Raw genomic sequence first — 21,360 nt, 5'->3', positions numbered from 1 at the left:
CTTGTGAACGAGCGGACAAGCCAGAACCGGCCCACGTATCAGAGGACTTGAGGGCATTGAGAGGGATCTGATGGGAATCGAGGAGAAGCTGCCGAGCGGCTTTCTGCTCACGACCGTGGAGACGGCCGCCGGCTGGGTGCGCAAGGCGTCACTCTTCCCGGCCACCTTCGGTCTGGCCTGCTGCGCGATCGAGATGATGACCACCGGGGCGGGCCGCTACGACCTGGCCCGGTTCGGCATGGAGGTCTTCCGGGGCTCCCCCCGACAGGCCGATCTGATGATCGTGGCGGGCCGGGTGAGCCAGAAGATGGCCCCGGTGCTGCGCCAGGTGTACGACCAGATGCCCAACCCCAAGTGGGTCATCTCGATGGGCGTCTGCGCCTCGTCCGGCGGGATGTTCAACAACTACGCGATCGTCCAGGGCGTCGACCACATCGTCCCGGTGGACATCTACCTCCCCGGCTGCCCGCCCCGTCCGGAGATGCTGATGGACGCCATCCTGAAGCTGCACGACAAGATCCAGCACGAGCCGTTGGGCGTGAACAAGCGCCGGGCCGAGGAACTGGGCGAGGCGCTCGCCCTCAAGGCCACCCCGATCAGCGAGATGCGGGGGCAGCTGCGATGAACGACCAGGTACCCGAGACCCGCCGCGAGCAGCCGGTCCGCGAGATCCCGGTCGAGGTGGTCGGCCGCCGCCAGGGCATGTTCGGCGCCAAGGGCAGCGGCGACACCTCGGGCTTCGGCGGCCTGGCCGCCCCGATCGCGCTGCCCGGTCCGAGTGAACGCCCGTACGGCGGCTGGTTCGACGAGGTCGCCGACGAGCTGGAGGGCGCCCTGGAGGAGAAGGGCCTGGACCCGGCCGAGGTGATCGAGCGGACCGTGGTCGACCGGGGCGAGCTCACCTTCCACATCGAGCGCGAACACCTCCCGGCGACCGCCCGCATCCTGCGCGACGACCCGGCGCTGCGCTTCGAACTCTGCCTGGGCGTGAGCGGCGTGCACTACCCGGGGGACAAGGGCCGGGAGCTGCACGCGGTCTACCACCTGCGGTCGATCACCCACGGCCGGCTGATCCGGCTGGAGGTCACCGCGCCCGACGCGGACCCGCGCATCCCCTCCGTGGTGAGCGTCTACCCGACCAACGACTGGCACGAGCGCGAGGCCTACGACTTCTTCGGCCTGGTCTTCGAAGGCCACCCCGCGCTCACCCGGATCATGATGCCGGACGACTGGCTGGGCCACCCGCAGCGCAAGGACTACCCGCTCGGCGGCATCCCCGTCGAGTACAAGGGCGCCCAGATCCCGGCTCCCGACCAGCGGAGGTCGTACAGCTGATGAACACCCAGCACTATGGAGAGACCGAGGAAGCGGACGCCCGCGACACCACCGAGGGCCGGGTCTTCACCGTCACCGGCGGCGACTGGGGCGAGGTGGTCGAGGCGGTCGGCCGGGCCGACGACGAGCGCATCATCGTCAACATGGGCCCCCAGCACCCGTCCACCCACGGCGTGCTGCGGCTGATCCTGGAGATCGACGGGGAGACGGTGAAGGAGGCCCGCTGCGGCATCGGCTACCTCCACACCGGCATCGAGAAGAACATGGAGTTCCGCAGCTGGGTCCAGGGCACCACCTTCGTGACCCGCATGGACTACCTGACCCCGCTGTTCAACGAGACCGCCTACTGCCTGGCGGTCGAGAAGCTGCTCGGCATCACCGGCGACGTCCCGGACCGCGCCAACGTCATCCGGGTGATGATGATGGAGCTCAACCGGATCGCCTCGCACCTGGTCTGCCTGGCCACCGGCGGCATGGAGATCGGCTCCACCACCCTGATGATCTACGGCTTCCGGGACCGCGAACTGATCCTGGACGTCTTCGAGCTGGTCACCGGCCTGCGCATGAACCACGCGTACGTGCGCCCCGGGGGCCTGGCCCAGGACCTGCCGCCCGGCGCCGTCGACCAGATCCGCGAGGCGGTCAAGGTCTTCCGCTCCCGGATGCACGAGTACGACAAACTGGCCACCGGCAACCCGGTGTTCAAGGCCCGTCTGGTCGACGTCGGCTTCCTGGACCTGCCCGGCTGCCTGGCCCTCGGCGCCACCGGCCCGATCCTGCGCGCCACCGGCCTGCCGCACGACCTGCGCAAGACCGACCCGTACTGCGGCTACCAGGACTACGACTTCGAGGTCGCGATCGCCGACAGCGCCGACTCCTACGGGCGCTTCCTGATCCGGCTGGAGGAGATGAAGCAGTCGCTGCGGATCGTCGAGCAGTGCCTGGACCGGCTGCGGCCGGGCCCGGTCATGGTGGCCGACAAGAAGATCGCCTGGCCCGCCCAACTGGCCGTCGGCCCGGACGGGATGGGCAACTCCCTCGACCACATCCGGAAGATCATGGGCACCTCGATGGAGGCCCTGATCCACCACTTCAAGCTGGTCACCGAGGGCTTCCGGGTCCCGGTCGGCCAGGCGTACGCGGCGGTCGAGTCGCCCAAGGGCGAGCTGGGCGTGCACGTGGTCAGCGACGGCGGGACGCGCCCGTACCGGGTCCACTTCCGGGACCCGTCGTTCACCAATCTGCAGACGATGGCGGCGATGTGCGAGGGCGGCCAGGTGGCCGACGTGATCGTCGCGGTGGCCGGGATCGACCCGGTGATGGGAGGCGTGGACCGGTGACCAACGTCGAACTCGGACTGCCGGCACTGCCGGCCGCACCGTACCCCGAGGAGGTGCACGCCAGGCTGGCCGCCGACGCCGCCGAGCTGATCGCCCGCTACCCGCAGTCCCGGTCGGCGCTGCTGCCGCTGCTGCACCTGGTGCAGGCAGAGGAGGGCTTCGTCAGCCCGACCGGGATCCGCTTCTGCGCCGAGCAGCTGGACCTCACCACCGCCGAGGTCACCGCGGTCGCGACCTTCTACACCATGTACCGGCGCCGTCCGGCCGGGAAGTACCACGTCGGGGTCTGCACCAACACGCTGTGCGCGGTGCTCGGCGGCGACCAGATCTTCGCCGAGCTCCAGGAGCACCTGGGCATCCGCAACAACGAGACCACCGAGGACGGCGAGCTCTCGATCGAGCACATCGAGTGCAACGCGGCCTGCGACTACGCACCGGTGGTGATGGTCAACTGGGAGTTCTTCGACAACCAGACCCCGGACAGCGCCCGGCAGCTGGTCGACGACCTGCGCGCGGGCCGCGAGGTCCGGCCCACCCGCGGCGCCCGGCTGTGCGGCTTCAAGGAGACCGCCCGGATCCTGGCGGGTTTCCCCGACGAGCGCCCGGGTGCCAACGACGAGTCCGGCGCCGGCGGCGCACCGTCCCTGGCCGGCCTGCGGCTGGCCCGCGGCGAGGCCCTGCCCGGTGCCCCCGGCACCAAGGTCGTCGCCCCCCGCCCCGAGTCCCCCCGCCCGGAATCCCCCCGTCAGGCGGGTACAGGCCAGGAAGGGAGCGAGGCGTGATGACCTCCGCCGAGCCGGCCGAGAAGCTGCTCACCCCGGTCCTGTCCGACTCCTGGGACGACAGCCGCCCCTGGACGCTGGACACCTACCGCCGGCACCACGGCTACGAGGGCCTCAAGGCGGCCCTCGCCATGCCGCCGGACGACGTGATCGCCCTGGTCAAGGACGCAGGGCTGCGCGGTCGCGGCGGCGCCGGCTTCCCCACGGGCATGAAGTGGCAGTTCATCCCGCAGAACGACGGCAAGCCGCACTACCTGGTGGTCAACGCGGACGAGTCCGAGCCGGGCACCTGCAAGGACATCCCGCTGCTGTTCGCCAACCCGCACGCGCTGATCGAGGGCATGATCATCGCCTCTTACGCGATCCGCTGCGACCACGCCTTCATCTACCTGCGCGGCGAGGTCGTCCCGGTGCTGCGCCGGCTGCACGCGGCCGTCGCCGAGGCGTACGCGGCGGGGCTGCTGGGCCGGAACATCCTCGGCTCGGGCGTCGACCTCGACATCACCGTGCACGCCGGTGCCGGCGCCTACATCTGCGGTGAGGAGACGGCGCTGCTGGACTCGCTGGAGGGCCGCCGCGGCCAGCCCAGGCTGCGGCCGCCGTTCCCGGCGATCGCCGGCCTGTACGCCTGCCCGACGGTGGTCAACAACGTCGAGTCGATCGCCTCGGTGCCGCCGATCCTGTCCCGCGGCAAGGAGTGGTTCAAGGCCCTGGGCACCGAGAAGTCCCCGGGCTTCACGCTCTACTCGCTCTCCGGCCACGTCACCAACCCCGGCCAGTACGAGGCCCCGCTCGGCGTCACGCTGCGTCAGCTGCTGGACCTCAGCGGGGGCGTCCGCGCCGGGCACCGGCTGAAGTTCTGGACCCCGGGCGGCTCCTCCACCCCGATGTTCACCGACGAGCACCTCGACGTCCCGCTGGACTACGAGGGCGTCGGGGCGGCCGGCTCGATGCTCGGCACCAAGGCGCTCCAGGTCTTCGACGAGACCACCTGCGTGGTGCGGGCCGTCACCCGCTGGACGGAGTTCTACGCCCACGAGTCCTGCGGCAAGTGCACGCCCTGCCGCGAGGGCACCTACTGGCTGGTCCAGCTGCTGAAGCGGATCGAGGCGGGCGAGGGCGTCGACGGGGACCTGGAGAAGCTCCTCGACATCGCCGACAACATCAACGGCAAGTCCTTCTGCGCGCTGGGCGACGGCGCGGCCAGCCCGATCGTCTCCTCGCTCCAGCACTTCCGGGCCGAGTACGAGCAGCACCTGGCCGAGCGCCGCTGCCCGTTCGACCCGGCCGCCTCCACCGTCTGGGCCGACGGCCCCCGCCCCGGCCACCAGTCCGCCACCGAAAGGGAGGTGCACGCGTGACGATCACAGAGCCAACCGCCTCCGAGACCGCGGTCGAACTGGTCACGCTCACCATCGACGGCGTCGAAGTGCGGGTCCCCAAGGGAACGTTGGTGATCCGGGCCGCCGAGACCATCGGCACCCAGATCCCGCGTTTCTGCGACCACCCGTTGCTCGACCCGGCCGGCGCCTGCCGCCAGTGCATCGTCGAGATCGAGGGCCAGCGCAAGCCGGTCGCCTCCTGCACCATCCCGGTGGCCGAGGGCATGGTGGTGCGCACCCAGCTCAGCTCGCCGGTGGCCGAGAAGGCCCAGCGCGGCGTGATGGAGCTGCTGCTGATCAACCACCCGCTGGACTGCCCGGTCTGCGACAAGGGCGGCGAGTGCCCGCTGCAGAACCAGGCGATGACCAGCGGCGCCGCCGACTCCCGCTTCGAGGGCATGAAGCGCACCTACGAGAAGCCGGTGCCGATCAGCAGCCAGGTGCTGCTGGACCGCGAGCGCTGCGTGCTGTGCGCGCGCTGCACCCGCTTCTCGCAGCAGATCGCCGGGGACCCGTTCATCGACCTGGTGGAGCGCGGGGCGCTGCAGCAGGTCGGCACCGGCGAGGGGGACGACTTCGAGTCGTACTTCTCCGGGAACACCATCCAGATCTGCCCGGTGGGCGCGCTGACCTCGGCGGCGTACCGGTTCCGCTCGCGTCCCTTCGACCTGGTCTCCTCGCCGAGCGTGTGCGAGCACTGCGCCTCGGGCTGCGCGCAGCGCACCGACCACCGGCGCGGCAAGGTGCTGCGCCGGCTGGCCGGCGAGGACCCGGCGGTGAACGAGGAGTGGAACTGCGACAAGGGCCGCTTCGCCTTCCGCTACGCCCAGCAGCGCGACCGGCTGACCACCCCGCTGGTGCGGGTGGACGGCGAGCTGGTGCCGGTCTCCTGGCCGGAGGCGCTGGCCCGGGCGGCCGAGGGGCTGCGCGGGGTCCGCGCCGGCGTGCTGGCGGGCGGCCGGGTGACGGTCGAGGACGCCTACGCGTACGGGAAGTTCGCGCGGGTGGTGCTGGGCACCAACGACGTCGACTTCCGGGCCCGTCCGCACAGCGACGAGGAGGCGGACTTCCTCGCCGCGGCGGTGGCAGGCCGGGGCGTCGACGTGGACGGCACCGGGGTGGCCTACGAGGACCTCGACCGGGCGCCGGTGGTGCTGCTGGCGGGCTTCGAGCCGGAGGAGGAGTCGCCGATCGTCTTCCTGCGGCTGCGCAAGGCGACCCGGGCGACGGGCCTGAAGGTGTTCTCGGTGGCCGCGTTCGGCTCGCGGGGCCTGGCGAAGCTGCGCGGCGCGCTGCTGCCGGCCGCCCCCGGCACCGAGCCGGAGTGGTTCGCGGCGCTGGCGGCGGACGAGCCGCTGAACGACGATGCGGGCCGGGCGGCCGAACTGCTGCGCGCGCCGGGTGCGGTGATCCTGGCGGGCGAGCGGCTGGCAGCCGTCCCGGGCGGGCTGACGGCCGTGCTGCGGCTGGCGCACGCGACCGGCGCGAGGCTCGCCTGGGTGCCGCGCCGGGCCGGTGAGCGCGGCGCCGTGGAGGCGGGCGCGCTGCCGGGCCTGCTGCCCGGCGGCCGTCCGGTGGCCGCCGCGGCGGCCCGGGCGGAGGCGGCCGCGGTGTGGGGCGGGGTCGAACCGCCGTCCCGGCCGGGCCGGGACACCACCGGGATCCTGGCGGCGGCCGCGGCGGGCGAGCTGGACGCGCTGCTGGTCGGCGGCGTGGACCCGGACGACCTGCCGGATCCGGCGCTGGCCGACGAGGCGCTGGCGGCGGTGCCGTTCCTGGTGTCGCTGGAGCTGCGGCCCTCCGCGGTGACGGCGCGCGCCGACGTGGTGCTGCCGGTGGCGGCGGCCGCGGAGAAGGCCGGCACCTTCCTGGACTGGGAGGGCCGGGTGCGGATGTTCGAGTCCGCGCTCAAGCCGGACCAGCAGATGGGCCGTCACCTCCAGTCGGACCTGCGGGTGCTGAGCATGCTGGCCGACGCGTTGGGCCACCGGCTGGGCCTGCCGGACGTCCGGGCGGCCCGGCTGGAACTGGACCACTTCGTCCCCTGGACGGGCGACCGCCCGGCCGACCCGGCCGCGCACCCCGGCCTGCTGCCGCGCCCGGCCGCCGGCCAGGCGGTGCTGGCGGGCTGGCGGCTGCTGCTGGACAACGGCGTGCTGCAGCAGGGGGACCAGCACCTGGCGGGCACCCGGCACCGGGCGGTGGCCCGGATCTCGGCGGAGACGGCCAAGGAGGTCGGCGCCGAGGCGGCCGGCGCGCTGCGGCTGACCGGTCCGGCCGGTTCGCTGACCCTGCCGCTGGAGGTCACCGACTCGATCCCGGACCGCACGGTCTGGATCCCGCTGGACTCCACGCCGGGCGGCGCCCACCGCTCGCTCGGCACCACCGTCGGCCACCTGGTCACGATCGCCGCGGCCGAGCCCGGCAGCGGGACCGGGCCCGGGGCCGAACCGGAACCGGCCGCACCGGACGAGGCACCGCAGGACGGGACGCCGCAGGACGAGGCGCCGCAGATCGAGGCGCCGCAGGGCGAACCCGCACAGGGCGAAGCGGCCCGGGACCGGACCGGGGCGACCACGGCCGGGACCGCGGACGAAGGGGAGGACCGATGACTCCGCAGCCGTACGAGACGCTCCACTTCTTCGGGCAGGACCCGTGGTGGCTGGTGCTGCTGAAGGCGGTGTTCTGCTTCGCCTTCCTGGTCCTGACGGTGCTGATCGCGATCGTCTGGGAGCGCAAGGTGGTGGCCTGGATGCAGCTGCGCATCGGGCCCAACCGGCACGGCCCGTGGGGCCTGCTGCAGTCGCTGGCGGACGGCGTGAAGCTGGCGCTGAAGGAAGACCTGGTGGTCAAGGGCTCGGACAAGGTGGTCTACATCCTGGCCCCGATCGTCTGCGCCATCCCCGCGTTCATGGCCTTCGCGGTGATCCCGTTCGGTCCGGCCGGCAACGAGGTGTCGATCTTCGGCACCCGCACGCCGCTCCAGCTGACGGACTTCCCGGTCGCCCTGCTGTACATCCTGGCGACGGCCTCGGTGGGCATCTACGGCATCGTGCTGGCGGGCTGGTCCTCGGGTTCGACCTACCCGCTGCTGGGCGGGCTGCGCTCGTCCGCGCAGATGATCAGCTACGAGATCGCGATGGGCCTGTCCTTCGCGGCGGTGTTCATCTACTCGGGCTCGATGTCGACCTCGGAGATCGTGGCGCACCAACAACCGACCTGGTTCGCGGCACTGCTGCCGGTCTCGTTCATCGTCTACGTCATCGCGATGGTCGGCGAGACCAACCGGGCGCCGTTCGACCTGCCGGAGGCCGAGGGCGAGCTGGTCGGCGGCTTCAACACCGAGTACTCCTCGCTGAAGTTCGCGATGTTCATGCTGGCCGAGTACGTGAACATGGTGACGGTCTCGGCGGTGGCCTCGACCCTCTTCCTGGGCGGCTGGCGGGCCCCGTGGCCGGTGTCGACCTTCTGGGAGGGCGCCAACCACGGCTGGTGGCCGATGCTGTGGATCACGTTGAAGATCCAGCTGCTGCTGTTCTTCTTCATCTGGCTGCGCGGCACGCTGCCCCGGCTCCGCTACGACCAGTTCATGAAGCTGGGCTGGAAGGTGCTGATCCCGGTCTCGCTGGTGTGGCTGGTGCTGATCGCGAGCGTGCGGGCGCTGCGCAACGAGGGCTACGGCTTCGGCGAGGTGGTGCTGTACGTCGGCGCCCCGGTCGGGGTGGTGCTGCTGCTGGCGCTGCTGCGGGACTTCGTGCGCAAGCAGCCGGAGCCCGAAGAGGCGCCGCCCAAGGCCGAGTTCGACCCGATGGCGGGCGGCTACCCCGTCCCGCCGCTGCCCGGCCAGGTGCTTCCGCCGGTGCCGCGCCGGCGCAGCCGCGCCCCGAAGCAACTCCAGGACGCCCTCAACGGGGCCGACCATTCCGAAGGGAGCTGAACCGAGATGTCCGACCAGTCCGATCGAACGGGCCGCGCCGAGCGGGACGACCGTCCGTCGGTCCTCGGCCCGGCCGCCGGCTTCGGCGTGACCTTCAAGGCCATGTTCAAGAAGCGGCTCACCGAGCAGTACCCGGAGCAGAAGAAGCCCACCGCTCCGCGCTTCCACGGCCGCCACCAGCTGAACCGGCACCCGGACGGCCTGGAGAAGTGCGTCGGCTGCGAGCTGTGCGCGTGGGCCTGCCCGGCCGACGCGATCTACGTGGAGGGCGCGGACAACCGGGACGAGGAGCGCTACTCCCCGGGTGAGCGCTACGGCGTGGTCTACCAGATCAACTACGCCCGCTGCATCCTGTGCGGGCTCTGCATCGAGGCCTGCCCGACCAGGGCGCTGACGATGACCAACGAGTACGAGCTGGCCGACTCCTCCCGGCGGGACCTGATCTTCACCAAGGAGCAGCTGCTGGTGGGCCTGTCCGAGGGCATGGTCGACACCCCGCACGCGATCTTCCCGGGCACCGACGAGGGCGCGTACTACCGGGGCGAGGTCACCGCGGCGGCGCCGGGGACGGTCCAGCAGGAGCGCACCGACCGGGAGAAGGAGGTGCGGCAGTGATCGCGCGACTGGCGGAAGCGGCCGGGACGACCTCCACGGGTGAGGCCGTCCAGTTCTGGGTGCTCGCGGTGATCGCGGTCGGTGGAGCGCTGGGCATGGTGCTGATGCGCAAGGCCGTGCACAGCGCGCTCTGCCTGGCGGCCACCATGCTGGCGCTGGCGGTCTGTTACATGGCCCAGGGGGCGGTGTTCCTGGGCGTGGTGCAGATCGTGGTCTACACCGGCGCGATCATGATGCTGTTCCTGTTCGTGGTGATGCTGGTCGGCGTCACCAGCGAGGACTCCCTCAAGGAGCAGCTGAAGGGCCAGCGGGTCGCCGCGGCGCTGTGCGGGCTGGGCTTCGGCGTGCTGCTGATCGCCGGGATCGCCAACGCCAGGCTGAACCACTTCACCGGGCTGGCCGAGGCGAACGCCGAGGGCAACGTGCCGGGCCTGGCCCGGCTGATCTTCACCCGGTACGTGTGGGCCTTCGAGGTCACCGGCGCGCTGCTGATCACCGCGGCGATCGGCGCGATGGTGCTCACCCACCGGGAGCACGTGAAGGCGCCGAAGACGCAGCGGGAGCTGGCGGAGCAGCGGATCAGGGACAACATCCAGGTGCCGCCGCTGCCGGCGCCGGGCGTGTACGCGCGGCACAACGCGGTGGACGTCCCGGGGCTGCTGCCGGACGGCACGATCGCCGAGGACTCGGTGATGGCGACGCTGCGCGAGCGCGGCCAGGTCCGGGACGTCAGCCAGGCGATGCTGCGGCGGATGGCGGAGCTGGAGAACACCACGGCGGACTGGCTGGGCCGTCCGTCCTCGGAGCGGCCGGCCGTGACGGTCCCGCGCAAGTCGCTGGAACCGGTGCCCGTGAACGGCGGCCCGGTGCCCGCGAACGGCGACCGGGGGCCGGCGAACGGCGGGCCGGTGCCGGCGAACAACGTGAAGCACCCGGCCGACGAGGAGGGCGCGGAGTGAACCCGGTCAACTACCTCTACCTGTCGGCCCTGTTGTTCACCATCGGCGCGTCCGGCGTGCTGATCCGGCGCAACGCGATCGTGCTGTTCATGTGCGTGGAGCTGATGCTGAACGCCTCGAACCTCGCCCTGGTGACCTTCTCCAGGCTGCACGGGACCTTGGACGGCCAGATCATCGCGTTCTTCACGATGGTGGTCGCGGCGGCCGAGGTCGTGGTCGGCCTCGCCATCATCGTCTCCATCTTCCGGACCAGGCACTCCGCTTCGGTCGACGACAGCAATCTGATGAAGCTGTAGGCGGAGGGCCTCGGTGAACTCTCTCATTCCGCTGCTGGTGGCGGCTCCCCTGGCCGGCGCCGCCCTGCTGCTGCTCGGCGGCCGGGCGCTGGACCGGTACGGCCACTGGCTGGCCACCGCGCTCGCGGCGCTCTCGTTCGGCTTCGGCCTGGCCCTGTTCTCGGACATGCTCGGCCGTGACGCCGAGCACCGGGCGGTCGGCGTGCACCTGTTCAGCTGGATCCCGGTGAACGGCTTCCAGGCCGACGTCGCCTTCCGGCTCGACCAGCTGTCGATGACCTTCGTCCTGCTGATCACGGGCGTCGGCACGCTGATCCACCTCTACTCGGTCGGCTACATGGCGCACGACGAGCGCCGGCGCCGCTTCTTCGCGTACCTGAACCTGTTCCTGGCCGCCATGCTGCTGCTGGTGGTCGCGGACAACTACCTGCTGCTGTACTTCGGCTGGGAGGGCGTCGGCCTGGCCTCGTACCTCCTGATCGGCTTCTGGCAGCACAAGCCGAGCGCGGCGACGGCGGCCAAGAAGGCCTTCATCGTCAACCGGGTCGGCGACATGGGCCTGTCCATCGCGATCATGCTGATGTTCGTCGAGTTCGGCTCCTTCGCCTTCGATCCGGTCTTCGGCGGCGCCCACCAGGCGAGCGAGGGCAAGCTGACGGCGATCGGCCTGATGCTGCTGCTGGCGGCCTGCGGCAAGTCGGCGCAGGTGCCGCTGCAGTCCTGGCTCGGGGACGCGATGGAGGGCCCGACCCCGGTGTCGGCGCTGATCCACGCGGCCACCATGGTGACCGCGGGCGTCTACCTGATCACCCGCTCCTCGGCGGTCTTCGACCTGGCTCCGGACGCGCAGACCGCCGTGGTGGTGGTCGGCGCGGTCACGCTGCTGTTCGGTGCGATCGTCGGTTGCGCCAAGGACGACATCAAGAAGGCGCTGGCCGGCTCGACCATGTCGCAGATCGGCTACATGGTGCTGGCGGCCGGGCTCGGCCCGATCGGCTACGCCTTCGCGATCATGCACCTGGTGACCCACGGCTTCTTCAAGGCCGGGCTGTTCCTCGGCGCCGGGTCGGTCATGCACGGCATGAACGACGAGGTGAACATGCGTCACTACGGCGGCCTGCGGAAGTACATGCCGGTCACCTTCGTGACCTTCGGCCTGGGCTATCTGGCGATCATCGGCTTCCCCGGCCTGTCCGGCTTCTTCTCCAAGGACAAGATCATCGAGGCGGCGTTCGCCAAGGGTGGCACCGAGGGCTGGATCCTCGGGCTGTGCGCGCTGGTCGGTGCGGCGGTCACCGCGTTCTACATGACCCGGGTGATGGTGCTGACCTTCTTCGGGGAGAAGCGCTGGCAACCGGACGGCGACGGCAACGCCCCGCACCCGCACGAGTCGCCCCGGACGATGACCGTTCCGATGGTCCTGCTGGCCGTCGGCTCGGTCTTCGCGGGCGGGCTGTTCGCCTTCAACGACTCCTTCCTGAAGTGGCTGGAGCCGGTCACCGGGCACGACGAGGGCAACTCCCCGCTCGCCCCGCTGACGGTCACCCTGCTGACCACGGCCTGCATGCTGGCCGGCGTCGGCCTCGCCTACCTGATGTACGGGCGCTCGCCGGTCCCGGTGGTGCCGCCGGTCGGCTCCCCGCTCACCCGGGCCGCCCGCCGCGACCTGCTGCAGGACGACTTCAACCACGCGGTGCTGGTGCGGCCGGGCTCGGCGCTCGCCGCGGCGCTGGTGTTCTTCGACAGCCGCGGCCTGGACGGCGTGGTCAACGGCCTGGCCGCCGCGATCGGCGGGCTCTCCGGCCGGATGCGGCGGGTCCAGAACGGCTTCGTCCGCTCGTACGCGCTCTCCATGTTCGGCGGCACGCTGGTGCTGGTCGCCACGACTCTCCTGATGAGGTCCACGTGATGACTCGTCCTGATACGCGTCGGGGAGGCCGGCCATGACGGTGCTCCTGACCGCCACCTGTGCCGTCCCGGCGGCCGGTGCGGTGCTGACGGCCGCGCTGCCCGCCGGGTCCTCCGAGAGCCGGCGCCGGACCACCAAGGCCGTCGCGCTGGGCGCCTCGGCCGTCACCCTGGTGCTGGCCGCCGTGGTGGCGACGCGGTTCGAGCCGCACGGCGACCGCTTCCAGCTGACCGAGTCGTACAGCTGGATCCGCTCCTTCGGCATCACCTTCTCGCTCGGCGTGGACGGCATCGGCGCCGTGCTCGCCCTGCTGACCGCCGTGCTCGTGCCGCTGGTGATCCTCGCCTCCTGGCACGACGCCGACCCGGGGCCCGCCGGGCCGGACGGCACCTTCGAGAACAGGCGCCGCACCCAGGGCTTCTTCGCCCTGATCCTGGCGGTGGAGGCGATGGTGATCGTCTCCTTCTACGCCACCGACGTCTTCGTGTTCTACGTGTTCTTCGAAGCCATGCTGATCCCGATGTACTTCCTGATCGGTGGCTTCGGGGACCGCGCGGGCGGCCCCGATTCGTCCCGCCAGCGCTCCTACGCGGCCGTGAAGTTCCTGCTCTACAACCTGCTCGGCGGCCTGGTGATGCTGGCCGCCGTGATCGGCCTGTACGTGATCGCGCAGGACCAGGGCTTCGGCACCTTCGACCTGCCGACGCTGACCTCGGCGATCGCCGACGGCCGGCTCCGGCTGTCCGGCACCGCCGAGAAGGCGCTGTTCCTGGGCTTCTTCTTCGCCTTCGCGGTGAAGGCCCCGCTGTGGCCGCTGCACACCTGGCTGCCGAACGCGATGGGCGAGTCCACCGCCGGCACCGCGGTGCTGATCACCGCCGTGGTGGACAAGGTCGGCACCTTCGCGATGCTGCGCTTCTGCCTCGGACTGTTCCCGGGCGCCTCGAAGACCTTCGCCCCGGCGATCCTGGTCCTCGCGCTGATCGGGATCGTCTACGGCGCGCTGCTGGCCGTCGGCCAGAAGGACATCAAGCGACTGGTGGCGTACGCCTCGATCTCGCACTTCGGCTTCATCATCATGGGGATCTTCGCGCTGACCAGTCAGGGCCAGAGCGGCGCCACCCTCTACATGGTCAACCACGGGCTGTCCACGGCGGCGTGGATGCTGGTGGCCGGCTTCCTGATCTCCCGGCGCGGCTCGCGCCTGATCGCCGACTACGGCGGCGTGCAGAAGGTCGCCCCGGTGCTCGCCGGCACGTTCCTGATCGGAAGCCTGGCCACCCTGTCGCTGCCCGGACTCGCCCCGTTCGTCAGCGAGTTCCTGGTCCTGGTGGGCACCTTCACCCGCTACCCGGCGATCGGAGTCGTGGCCACCTTCGGCATCGTGCTGGCCGCGCTCTACGCCCTGCTGCTGTACCAGCGCACCATGACCGGCCCGGTGCGGGACGGGGTCCGCGCGATGCCCGACCTCAAGGCCCGCGAACTCGCCGTGGTCGGCCCGCTGGTGGCGCTGACCATCCTGCTCGGCGTCTACCCCAAGCCGCTCACCGACCTGGTCAACCCCTCGGTGAACGCGACGCTCTCGCAGGTCCACCAGACCGACCCGGCACCGGCCCACCCGGTCGCCGCCACCTCAGGAGGTGAGCAGAAGTGAGCGCCACCGCAATGCTCGCCGCCGCCGGCGGCAACACCGCGGGCATCCCCGCGCCGCACATCGAGTACGGCCGGCTCTCCCCGATGCTCGTGGTGTTCGCGGCCGCCGTGGCCGGTGTCCTGGTGGAGGCCTTCGTGCCCCGCCGGTACCGGCACTGGACCCAGGTGACGCTCGCCCTGGGCGGCCTGGTCGGCGCCTTCGTCGCCGTGGTGGTGCTGGCCGCGCAGAGCCACGGCTTCACCCGGATCGACCTGCTGGCCATGGAGACGGTCGCGATGGACGGCCCGGCGCTGTTCCTCCAGGGCGTGATCCTGCTGGCCTCCGCGGTCGCGGTGCTCACCTACGCCGAGCGGCGGCTGGAGCCCAAGGCGGGCGGCCTGCCCGCGGACGCGTTCGCCGCCCAGGCCGCCGCCACCCCCGGCGGCGAGCAGGAGCGGGCCGCGGTCCGGGCCGGCTTCGCCACCACCGAGGTCTTCCCGCTCACCATGTTCGCGGTCGGCGGCATGCTGCTGTTCCCGGCCGCCAACGACCTGCTGACCATGTTCGTGGCGCTGGAGGTCTTCTCGCTGCCGTTGTACCTGCTGTGCGCCCTGGCCCGGCGCCGCCGGCTGCTCTCCCAGGAGGCGGCGGTCAAGTACTTCCTGCTCGGCGCCTTCGCCTCGGCGTTCTTCCTGTTCGGCACCGCGCTGCTGTACGGCTACGCGGGCAGCGTGCGGCTCGGCGACATCGGGGACGTCATCTCCGGCAAGGCGATGACCACCCCCGCGCAGCTGAGCACCACCCAGAGCGACGCGCTGGTGCTGACCGGCCTGGCGATGCTGGCGGTGGGCCTGCTGTTCAAGGTCGGCGCCGTCCCCTTCCACTCCTGGACCCCGGACGTCTACCAGGGCGCGCCGACCCCGGTGACGGGCTTCATGGCGGCGGCCACCAAGGTCGCGGCCTTCGGGGCCTTCCTGCGGCTGTTCTACGTGGCCTTCCCGGGCCTGCGGCTGGACTGGCGCCCGGTGATGTGGGGCGTCGCGATCCTCACCATGGTGGTGGGCGCGGTGCTCGCGGTGACCCAGCAGGACGTCAAGCGCCTGCTGGCGTACTCCTCGATCGCGCACGCCGGGTTCATCCTGACCGGCGTGATCGCCGTCAACAAGCAGGGCATCTCCTCGGTGCTGTTCTACCTGCTGGCGTACGCCTTCGTGACGCTCGGGGCGTTCGCGGTGGTCACCCTGGTGCGGGACTCCAAGGGCGAGGCGACCCACCTGTCCAGCTGGGCCGGGCTCGGGCGGCGCTCGCCGCTGGTGGCCGCGGTGTTCGCGCTGTTCCTGCTGGCCTTCGCCGGGATTCCGCTGACCTCCGGGTTCACCGGGAAGTTCGCGGTCTTCCAGGCCGCGGCCAGCGGGGGGGCGACCCCGCTGGTGGTCGTCGGTGTGCTGAGCTCGGCGGTGGCCGCGTTCTTCTACATCAGGGTCATCGTGCTGATGTTCTTCTCGGATCCGCAGCCGGGCGGCCCCACGGTGGCGATTCCGAGCCCCTTCACGGCGACCGCGATCGGGGTGGGGGTGCTGGTCACGCTGGGTCTCGGACTGCTGCCGCAGTACTTCCTCGACCTCGCGTCCAAGGCCTCGCTGTTCGTGCGCTGATCTTTACGCCCACCGCTCCCGACCAGGGCCCGTCCGGGCCGCGCCCAGTACGCGCGGCCCGGACGGGTCTTTGTCGGGAACCGGGGCCGGGGGAGTTCCGAGAGCTCTTCCACCTTTATTTCCAACCGAATTCGCCCCCACCGCCGTCCGCTCCGCGCAGCCGTCCTGACCAGGGCATCAGGCCCGATCATGACAGGATCCGCACGCCCGTGCAGTGATCCACTCGCGACCGGATACCCTGCCTGTATGGCCAGCGGCGGCACTCAGGGACCAGGCCGCTAGATCGACCAGGGACAGAGGAGTGGTCTTCGTGACCGTCGTGGAACCCTTCGGGCTCAGCGTGCAGGACCGCGACCTGACCCGGGACGTCCAGGCCGGACTGGACGCGGTGGAGGCGGCGCTCGGTGAGGCCGTCAAGAGCGACGTCCCGTTCATCACCGTCACCGCGAGTCACCTCCTCGAAGCCGGCGGCAAGCGCTTCCGTCCGCTGCTCCTGCTGCTGGCGGCCCAGTTCGGCGACCCGGGCGCGCCCGGTGTGGTGCCCGCCGCCGTGGTGGTCGAGCTGACCCACCTGGCCACGCTCTACCACGACGACGTCATGGACGAGGCCCCGGTGCGCCGCGGTGCGCCGAGCGCCAACTCCCGCTGGGACAACTCGGTCGCCATCCTCACCGGCGACTTCCTGTTCTCCCGCGCCTCCCAGGTGCTCGCCGACCTCGGCCCGGAGGCCGTGCGGATGCAGGCCGAGGCCTTCGAGCGGCTGGTCACCGGCCAGATCCTGGAGACCCGCGGCCCCGGTCCGGAGATGGACCCGCTGCTGCACTACCTGGACGTCCTGGAGGGCAAGACCGGCTCGCTGATCGCCGTCTCCTGCCGGATAGGAGCGCTGATGGCCGGTGCCGAGCGCGAGCTGGTCGACACCCTCGGCGAGTTCGGCGAGCGGATCGGCATCGCCTTCCAGCTGGCCGACGACGTGCTCGACATCGCCAGCGACGGCCACGAGTCCGGCAAGACGCCCGGCACCGACCTGCGCGAGGGCGTGCCGACCCTGCCGACCCTGCTGCTGCAGCAGATGCCCGCCGACCCGGCCGACCCGGACGACACCCGGCTGCGCGAACTGCTCGACCAGGACCTCTCCGACGACGACCTGCACGCCGAGGCGCTGCGCCTGCTGCGGGCCCACCCCGCGCTGCAGCGCGCCCGCGCCGAGACGCTGCGCAGGGCCGAGGAGGCCCGGGCGCTGCTCGCCCCGCTGCCGGACTGCGCGGCGAAGGCCGCGCTGGAAGGCCTCTGCGACGCGGTGGCGATCCGCACCATGTGAGCCCCGGCGGGGCCGTCCGGGCCGGCGGGCCCGTCCCGTCCGCCGGGCCGCGACGCGGTCCGGCCCGGGGGTTCCGGGTCCGGCCTCGGGCACGACCCCGAATGGGGGAGACTGACTCCCGTCAGCACACGCCTGCCGGGAAGGTCGTTATGCGTCGCGTCGTCATCGCCGAGGACTCCGTACTGCTCAGGGAGGGACTGACCCGGCTGCTCACCGACCGCGGCCTGGAGGTCGTGGCCGGGGTGGGGGACGGCGACGCCCTGGTGAAGACCATCCACGACCTGGCGGCGGCCGACGCGCTCCCGGACGTCGTGGTCTCCGACGTGCGGATGCCCCCGAGCCACACCGACGAGGGCCTGCGCGCCTGCGTGGAGCTGCGCGGCCGCTACCCGCAGCTGGGCGTGCTGGTGCTGTCGCAGTTCGTGGAGGAGCGCTACGCCTCGGAGCTGCTGGCCGGCTCCACCCGGGGGGTGGGCTACCTGCTCAAGGACCGGGTCGCCGAGGTGCGCGAGTTCGCCGACGCGGTGGTCCGGGTCGCCGAGGGCGGCACCGCGCTGGACCCCGAGGTGGTGCAGCAGCTGCTCAGCCGCAGCCGTAAGGGCGACGTTCTGGCCAATCTCACGCCGCGCGAGCGCGAGGTGCTCGGGCTGATGGCGGAGGGCCGCACCAACGCCGCGGTGGCCAGGCAGCTGGTGGTCTCCGACGGCGCGGTGGAGAAGCACGTCAGCAACATCTTCCTCAAGCTGGGCCTGGCCCAGAGCGCGGAGGACCACCGCCGGGTGCTGGCCGTGCTCACCTACCTCAACTCCTGACGCCTCCGGACCCGCCGCCCGCCTCCCGGGGGCGCGCGCCCCGGGAGCGCATCTCGGCCACGCGCCCGTGAACGCCCTCGCCCGCCCGTCCGAGCCGGAATGATCTCCGGCGGGCGGACGTTGACCCATGTGCGGTGCAGCTGCGGGCCGGTGAAATACCTGCCGTGGTTCCGGCCGCCGTCGTGTCGGCCCACATAGGATGCGAGAGGTGCACCAGGCGGACGGGGCACGGGGCCGCGCCCGCGGTGGTGCGCCCACGAGGAGGTCCGCGGCAGTGACCAGTCAGGTCGATCAGTCAGAAGCAGTGGACGGCCCGGACGGCGGCGAGGCCCGCGCCGGGAGCGGCGACGTGCGGGCGGGTTCCGCGGCGCCCGCCGGACCGCCCGCCCCGGGCGGCCCTCCGGTGAAGCCGGGCAAGCCGATCCGCAGACTCGATCGGGTGATCATTCGCTTCGCCGGCGACTCCGGTGACGGCATGCAGCTGACCGGTGACCGGTTCACCTCGGAGACGGCGTCCTTCGGCAACGACCTCTCCACGCTGCCGAACTTCCCGGCCGAGATCCGGGCGCCCGCCGGCACCCTGCCGGGTGTCTCCTCGTTCCAGCTGCACTTCGCGGACCACGACATCCTGACCCCGGGCGACGCCCCGAACGTACTGGTCGCGATGAACCCCGCCGCGCTGAAGGCGAACCTGCCGGACCTGCCGCGCGGCGCCGAGATCATCGTCAACACCGACGAGTTCACCAAGCGGGCGCTGGCCAAGGTCGGTTACCCGGCGGACCCGCTGACCGACGGTTCGCTGGACGGCTTCCACCTGCACAAGGTGCCGCTGACCACGCTGACCCTGGAGGCGCTCAAGGACAGCGGCCTGGCCCGCAAGGACGCGGAGCGGGCGAAGAACATGTTCGCCCTGGGCCTGCTGTCCTGGATGTACCACCGGCCCACGCACGGAACGGAGTCGTTCCTGCGCACCAAGTTCGCCAAGAAGCCGCAGATCGCCGAGGCGAACATCAGCGCCTTCCGGGCGGGCTGGAACTTCGGCGAGACCACGGAGTCCTTCGCCGTCTCCTACGAGGTGCCGCCGGCCAGGCTCCCGGCCGGGCGCTACCGCAACATCTCCGGGAACCTCGCGCTGTCCTACGGGCTGATCGCCGCGGCGCAGCGCTCGGGCCTTCCGCTGTACCTGGGCTCGTACCCGATCACCCCGGCCTCGGACATCCTGCACGAGCTGAGCCGGCACAAGAACTTCGGGGTGCGCACCTTCCAGGCGGAGGACGAGATCGCCGGGATCGGCGCGGCGCTGGGCGCGGCCTTCGGCGGCGCGCTCGGGGTGACCACCACCTCCGGGCCGGGGGTCGCGCTGAAGTCCGAGACGATCGGCCTGGCCGTCTCGCTCGAACTGCCGCTGCTGGTCGTGGACATCCAGCGCGGTGGCCCGTCCACCGGCCTGCCGACCAAGACCGAGCAGGCGGACCTGCTGCAGGCGATGTTCGGCCGCAACGGCGAGGCGCCGGTGCCGATCGTCGCCCCGGCCACGCCCGCGGAGTGCTTCGACGCCGCGTTGGAGGCGGCCCGGATCGCGGTCACCTACCGCACGCCGGTGTTCCTGCTCTCGGACGGCTACCTGGCCAACGGCTCGGAGCCGTGGCGGATCCCCGCCGTCGACGAACTGCCGGAGATCGACCCGGCGTTCGCCACCGGTCCGAACCGCGAGGACGGCGCCTTCTGGCCGTACCTGCGCGATCCGCGGACGCTGGCCAGGCCCTGGGCGCTGCCCGGCACGTCCGGTCTGGAGCACCGGATCGGCGGCATCGAGAAGCAGGACGGCACCGGCAACATCTCCTACGACCCGGCCAACCACGACTTCATGGTCCGCACCCGGCAGGCCAAGATCGACGGCATCACGGTCAAGCCGGTCGAGGTGGACGACCCGACGGGCGACGCCCGGGTGCTGGTGCTCGGCTGGGGCTCGACCTACGGGCCGATCACCGCCGCGGTGCGCCGGGTGCGCGCGGACGGCGGCGAGGTCGCGCAGGCGCACCTGCGCAACCTCAATCCGTTCCCGGCCAACCTGGGCTCGGTGCTGCGGAGTTACGAGAAGATCATCGTTCCCGAGATGAACCTGGGCCAGCTGGCCCTGCTGCTGCGGGCGAAGTACCTGGTGGACGCCGAGTCCTACAACCAGGTGCGCGGACTGCCCTTCAAGGCCGCCCAGTTGGCGGACGTGCTGTCGGCCGCGATCGGCACCCTGGACGAGGAGGACCACCGGTGAGCGAGCACGCCTTCCCGTCGTTGCGGCTGGTTCCCAAGGCCGAAGGGCCGCAGAGCGCCAAGGAGTTCAAGACCGACCAGGAGGTGCGCTGGTGCCCGGGCTGCGGGGACTACGCGATCCTGGCGGCGGTCCAGTCCTTCATGCCGGAGCTGGGCATCAAGCGCGAGAACACGGTGTTCGTCTCGGGCATCGGCTGCTCCTCGCGCTTCCCGTACTACATGAACACCTACGGAGTGCACTCGATCCACGGCCGGGCGCCGGCGATCGCGACGGGGCTGGCCACCGCGCGCCAGGACCTGAGCGTCTGGGTGGTGACCGGTGACGGCGACGCGCTGTCGATCGGCGGCAACCACCTGATCCATGCCCTGCGGCGGAACGTCAATCTGAAGATCCTGTTGTTCAACAACCGTATCTACGGCCTGACCAAGGGGCAGTACTCGCCCACCAGTGAGCTCGGCAAGATCACCAAGTCCACCCCGATGGGCTCGCTGGACGCGCCGTTCAACCCGCTGTCGCTGGCGATCGGCGCCGAGGCCACCTTCGTCGCCCGCACCCTCGACTCGGACCGCCAGCACCTCCAGTCGGTGCTGCGGGCGGCCGCCGAGCACGAGGGAACGGCGCTGGTGGAGATCTACCAGAACTGCAACATCTTCAACGACGGCGCCTTCGAGGTGCTGAAGGACGCCGGCAGCCGCGACGAGGCGCTGATCCGGCTGGAGCACGGGAAGCCCGTCCGCTTCGGCGCGGACCTGGCGAACGGCGTCTTCCGCGGCCCGGACGGCGAGCTGTTCACCGCCCCGGTCACCGCGGCGAACGAGGCGGACGTCCTGGTCCACGACGCCCACGCGGCCGGCCCCGCCACCGCCTTCGCGCTCTCCCGGATCGCCGACGCGGACACCCTGCACCACACTCCGATCGGTGTGCTGCGCGACGTCCGGCGGCCGGTCTACGACGAGCTGATGGCCGAGCAGCTGGCCGCCGCCGAGGCCCGGAGCGGCCGGGGCGACCTTGCCGCCCTGCTCGCCGGCGGCGACACCTGGACGGTGGACTGACCGTCCACCGGCGCGAACGGCGCCCCCGTCCCGGCCGGGACGGGGGCGCCGTCGTCGTTC

16 protein-coding genes and 1 pseudogene are annotated in these 21,360 nt (G+C 71.6%); all 17 read left to right on the top strand.

Annotated features, from left to right (window positions below):
• Positions 1 to 70 precede the first annotated feature (70 nt).
• The 17 genes and pseudogenes from ACWD4P_RS00145 to ACWD4P_RS00065 all read left to right on the top strand — a co-directional run bounded on the left by ACWD4P_RS00145 (position 71) and on the right by ACWD4P_RS00065 (position 21,300).
• On the top strand, positions 71 to 625 hold the full coding sequence (locus ACWD4P_RS00145) for a NuoB/complex I 20 kDa subunit family protein (protein ID WP_355265622.1): 555 nt from the start codon (positions 71 to 73) through the stop codon (positions 623 to 625).
• Positions 622 to 1,335 carry an NADH-quinone oxidoreductase subunit C gene (locus tag ACWD4P_RS00140; RefSeq protein WP_449778066.1) on the top strand — a complete coding sequence of 238 codons (714 nt, stop codon included), beginning with the start codon at positions 622 to 624 and terminating at the stop codon, positions 1,333 to 1,335. The genes ACWD4P_RS00145 and ACWD4P_RS00140 overlap by 4 nt, the downstream gene beginning before the upstream one ends.
• The gene (locus ACWD4P_RS00135) at positions 1,335 to 2,675 is read left to right on the top strand and encodes an NADH-quinone oxidoreductase subunit D (protein WP_449778065.1); all 1,341 of its coding nucleotides are present in this window, start codon (positions 1,335 to 1,337) and stop codon (positions 2,673 to 2,675) included. Before ACWD4P_RS00140 ends, ACWD4P_RS00135 begins: the two co-directional genes overlap by 1 nt.
• Positions 2,672 to 3,457 (top strand): NADH-quinone oxidoreductase subunit NuoE, encoded by a 786-nt coding sequence (nuoE, locus tag ACWD4P_RS00130; protein WP_359820014.1) that lies wholly within the window; start codon positions 2,672 to 2,674, stop codon positions 3,455 to 3,457. Before ACWD4P_RS00135 ends, nuoE begins: the two co-directional genes overlap by 4 nt.
• A complete protein-coding gene (nuoF, locus tag ACWD4P_RS00125; protein ID WP_359820011.1) occupies positions 3,457 to 4,818 on the top strand; it encodes an NADH-quinone oxidoreductase subunit NuoF in 1,362 nt (453 codons plus the stop codon). The genes nuoE and nuoF overlap by 1 nt, the downstream gene beginning before the upstream one ends.
• Positions 4,815 to 7,292, top strand: a pseudogene (locus tag ACWD4P_RS00120) (NADH-quinone oxidoreductase subunit G); the annotation flags it as partial. The gene nuoF and the pseudogene ACWD4P_RS00120, both read left to right, overlap by 4 nt.
• A gap of 155 nt (positions 7,293 to 7,447) precedes the next feature.
• On the top strand, positions 7,448 to 8,776 hold the full coding sequence (nuoH, locus tag ACWD4P_RS00115) for an NADH-quinone oxidoreductase subunit NuoH (RefSeq protein WP_359827825.1): 1,329 nt from the start codon (positions 7,448 to 7,450) through the stop codon (positions 8,774 to 8,776).
• Between the two features lie 6 nt (positions 8,777 to 8,782).
• Positions 8,783 to 9,391, top strand: a complete 609-nt coding sequence (gene nuoI / locus ACWD4P_RS00110) for an NADH-quinone oxidoreductase subunit NuoI (RefSeq protein ID WP_359827823.1) — start codon at positions 8,783 to 8,785, stop codon at positions 9,389 to 9,391.
• The gene (locus ACWD4P_RS00105; RefSeq protein WP_449778064.1) at positions 9,388 to 10,350 is read left to right on the top strand and encodes an NADH-quinone oxidoreductase subunit J; all 963 of its coding nucleotides are present in this window, start codon (positions 9,388 to 9,390) and stop codon (positions 10,348 to 10,350) included. Before nuoI ends, ACWD4P_RS00105 begins: the two co-directional genes overlap by 4 nt.
• Positions 10,347 to 10,646, top strand: coding sequence for an NADH-quinone oxidoreductase subunit NuoK (gene nuoK, locus ACWD4P_RS00100; RefSeq protein WP_188309222.1), 300 nt, complete (start codon positions 10,347 to 10,349; stop codon positions 10,644 to 10,646). The genes ACWD4P_RS00105 and nuoK overlap by 4 nt, the downstream gene beginning before the upstream one ends.
• A gap of 13 nt (positions 10,647 to 10,659) precedes the next feature.
• Positions 10,660 to 12,555 (top strand): NADH-quinone oxidoreductase subunit L, encoded by a 1,896-nt coding sequence (gene nuoL, locus ACWD4P_RS00095; RefSeq protein WP_449778063.1) that lies wholly within the window; start codon positions 10,660 to 10,662, stop codon positions 12,553 to 12,555.
• Positions 12,556 to 12,589: 34 nt separating this feature from the next.
• Positions 12,590 to 14,209 (top strand): NADH-quinone oxidoreductase subunit M, encoded by a 1,620-nt coding sequence (locus tag ACWD4P_RS00090; RefSeq protein WP_359827820.1) that lies wholly within the window; start codon positions 12,590 to 12,592, stop codon positions 14,207 to 14,209.
• A gap of 11 nt (positions 14,210 to 14,220) precedes the next feature.
• On the top strand, positions 14,221 to 15,843 hold the full coding sequence (nuoN, locus tag ACWD4P_RS00085) for an NADH-quinone oxidoreductase subunit NuoN (RefSeq protein ID WP_359827828.1): 1,623 nt from the start codon (positions 14,221 to 14,223) through the stop codon (positions 15,841 to 15,843).
• 310 nt (positions 15,844 to 16,153) lie between these two features.
• Complete coding sequence (locus ACWD4P_RS00080; RefSeq protein WP_359827819.1) at positions 16,154 to 17,164, top strand: polyprenyl synthetase family protein; 1,011 nt, start codon at positions 16,154 to 16,156, stop codon at positions 17,162 to 17,164.
• A 149-nt stretch (positions 17,165 to 17,313) separates the two neighbouring features.
• Positions 17,314 to 17,976, top strand: a complete 663-nt coding sequence (locus ACWD4P_RS00075) for a response regulator transcription factor (RefSeq protein ID WP_359827817.1) — start codon at positions 17,314 to 17,316, stop codon at positions 17,974 to 17,976.
• 274 nt (positions 17,977 to 18,250) lie between these two features.
• Positions 18,251 to 20,248, top strand: coding sequence for a 2-oxoacid:acceptor oxidoreductase subunit alpha (locus tag ACWD4P_RS00070; RefSeq protein WP_449778062.1), 1,998 nt, complete (start codon positions 18,251 to 18,253; stop codon positions 20,246 to 20,248).
• Positions 20,245 to 21,300 carry a 2-oxoacid:ferredoxin oxidoreductase subunit beta gene (locus ACWD4P_RS00065; protein WP_359827815.1) on the top strand — a complete coding sequence of 352 codons (1,056 nt, stop codon included), beginning with the start codon at positions 20,245 to 20,247 and terminating at the stop codon, positions 21,298 to 21,300. Before ACWD4P_RS00070 ends, ACWD4P_RS00065 begins: the two co-directional genes overlap by 4 nt.
• The last annotated feature ends 60 nt before the right edge of the window (positions 21,301 to 21,360 follow it).

The sequence above is a fragment of the Kitasatospora sp. NPDC002543 genome, from assembly GCF_053594915.1.
The sequence above is the reverse complement of the archived record's forward strand: the minus strand, read 5'-3'. Positions and strand labels throughout refer to the sequence as shown.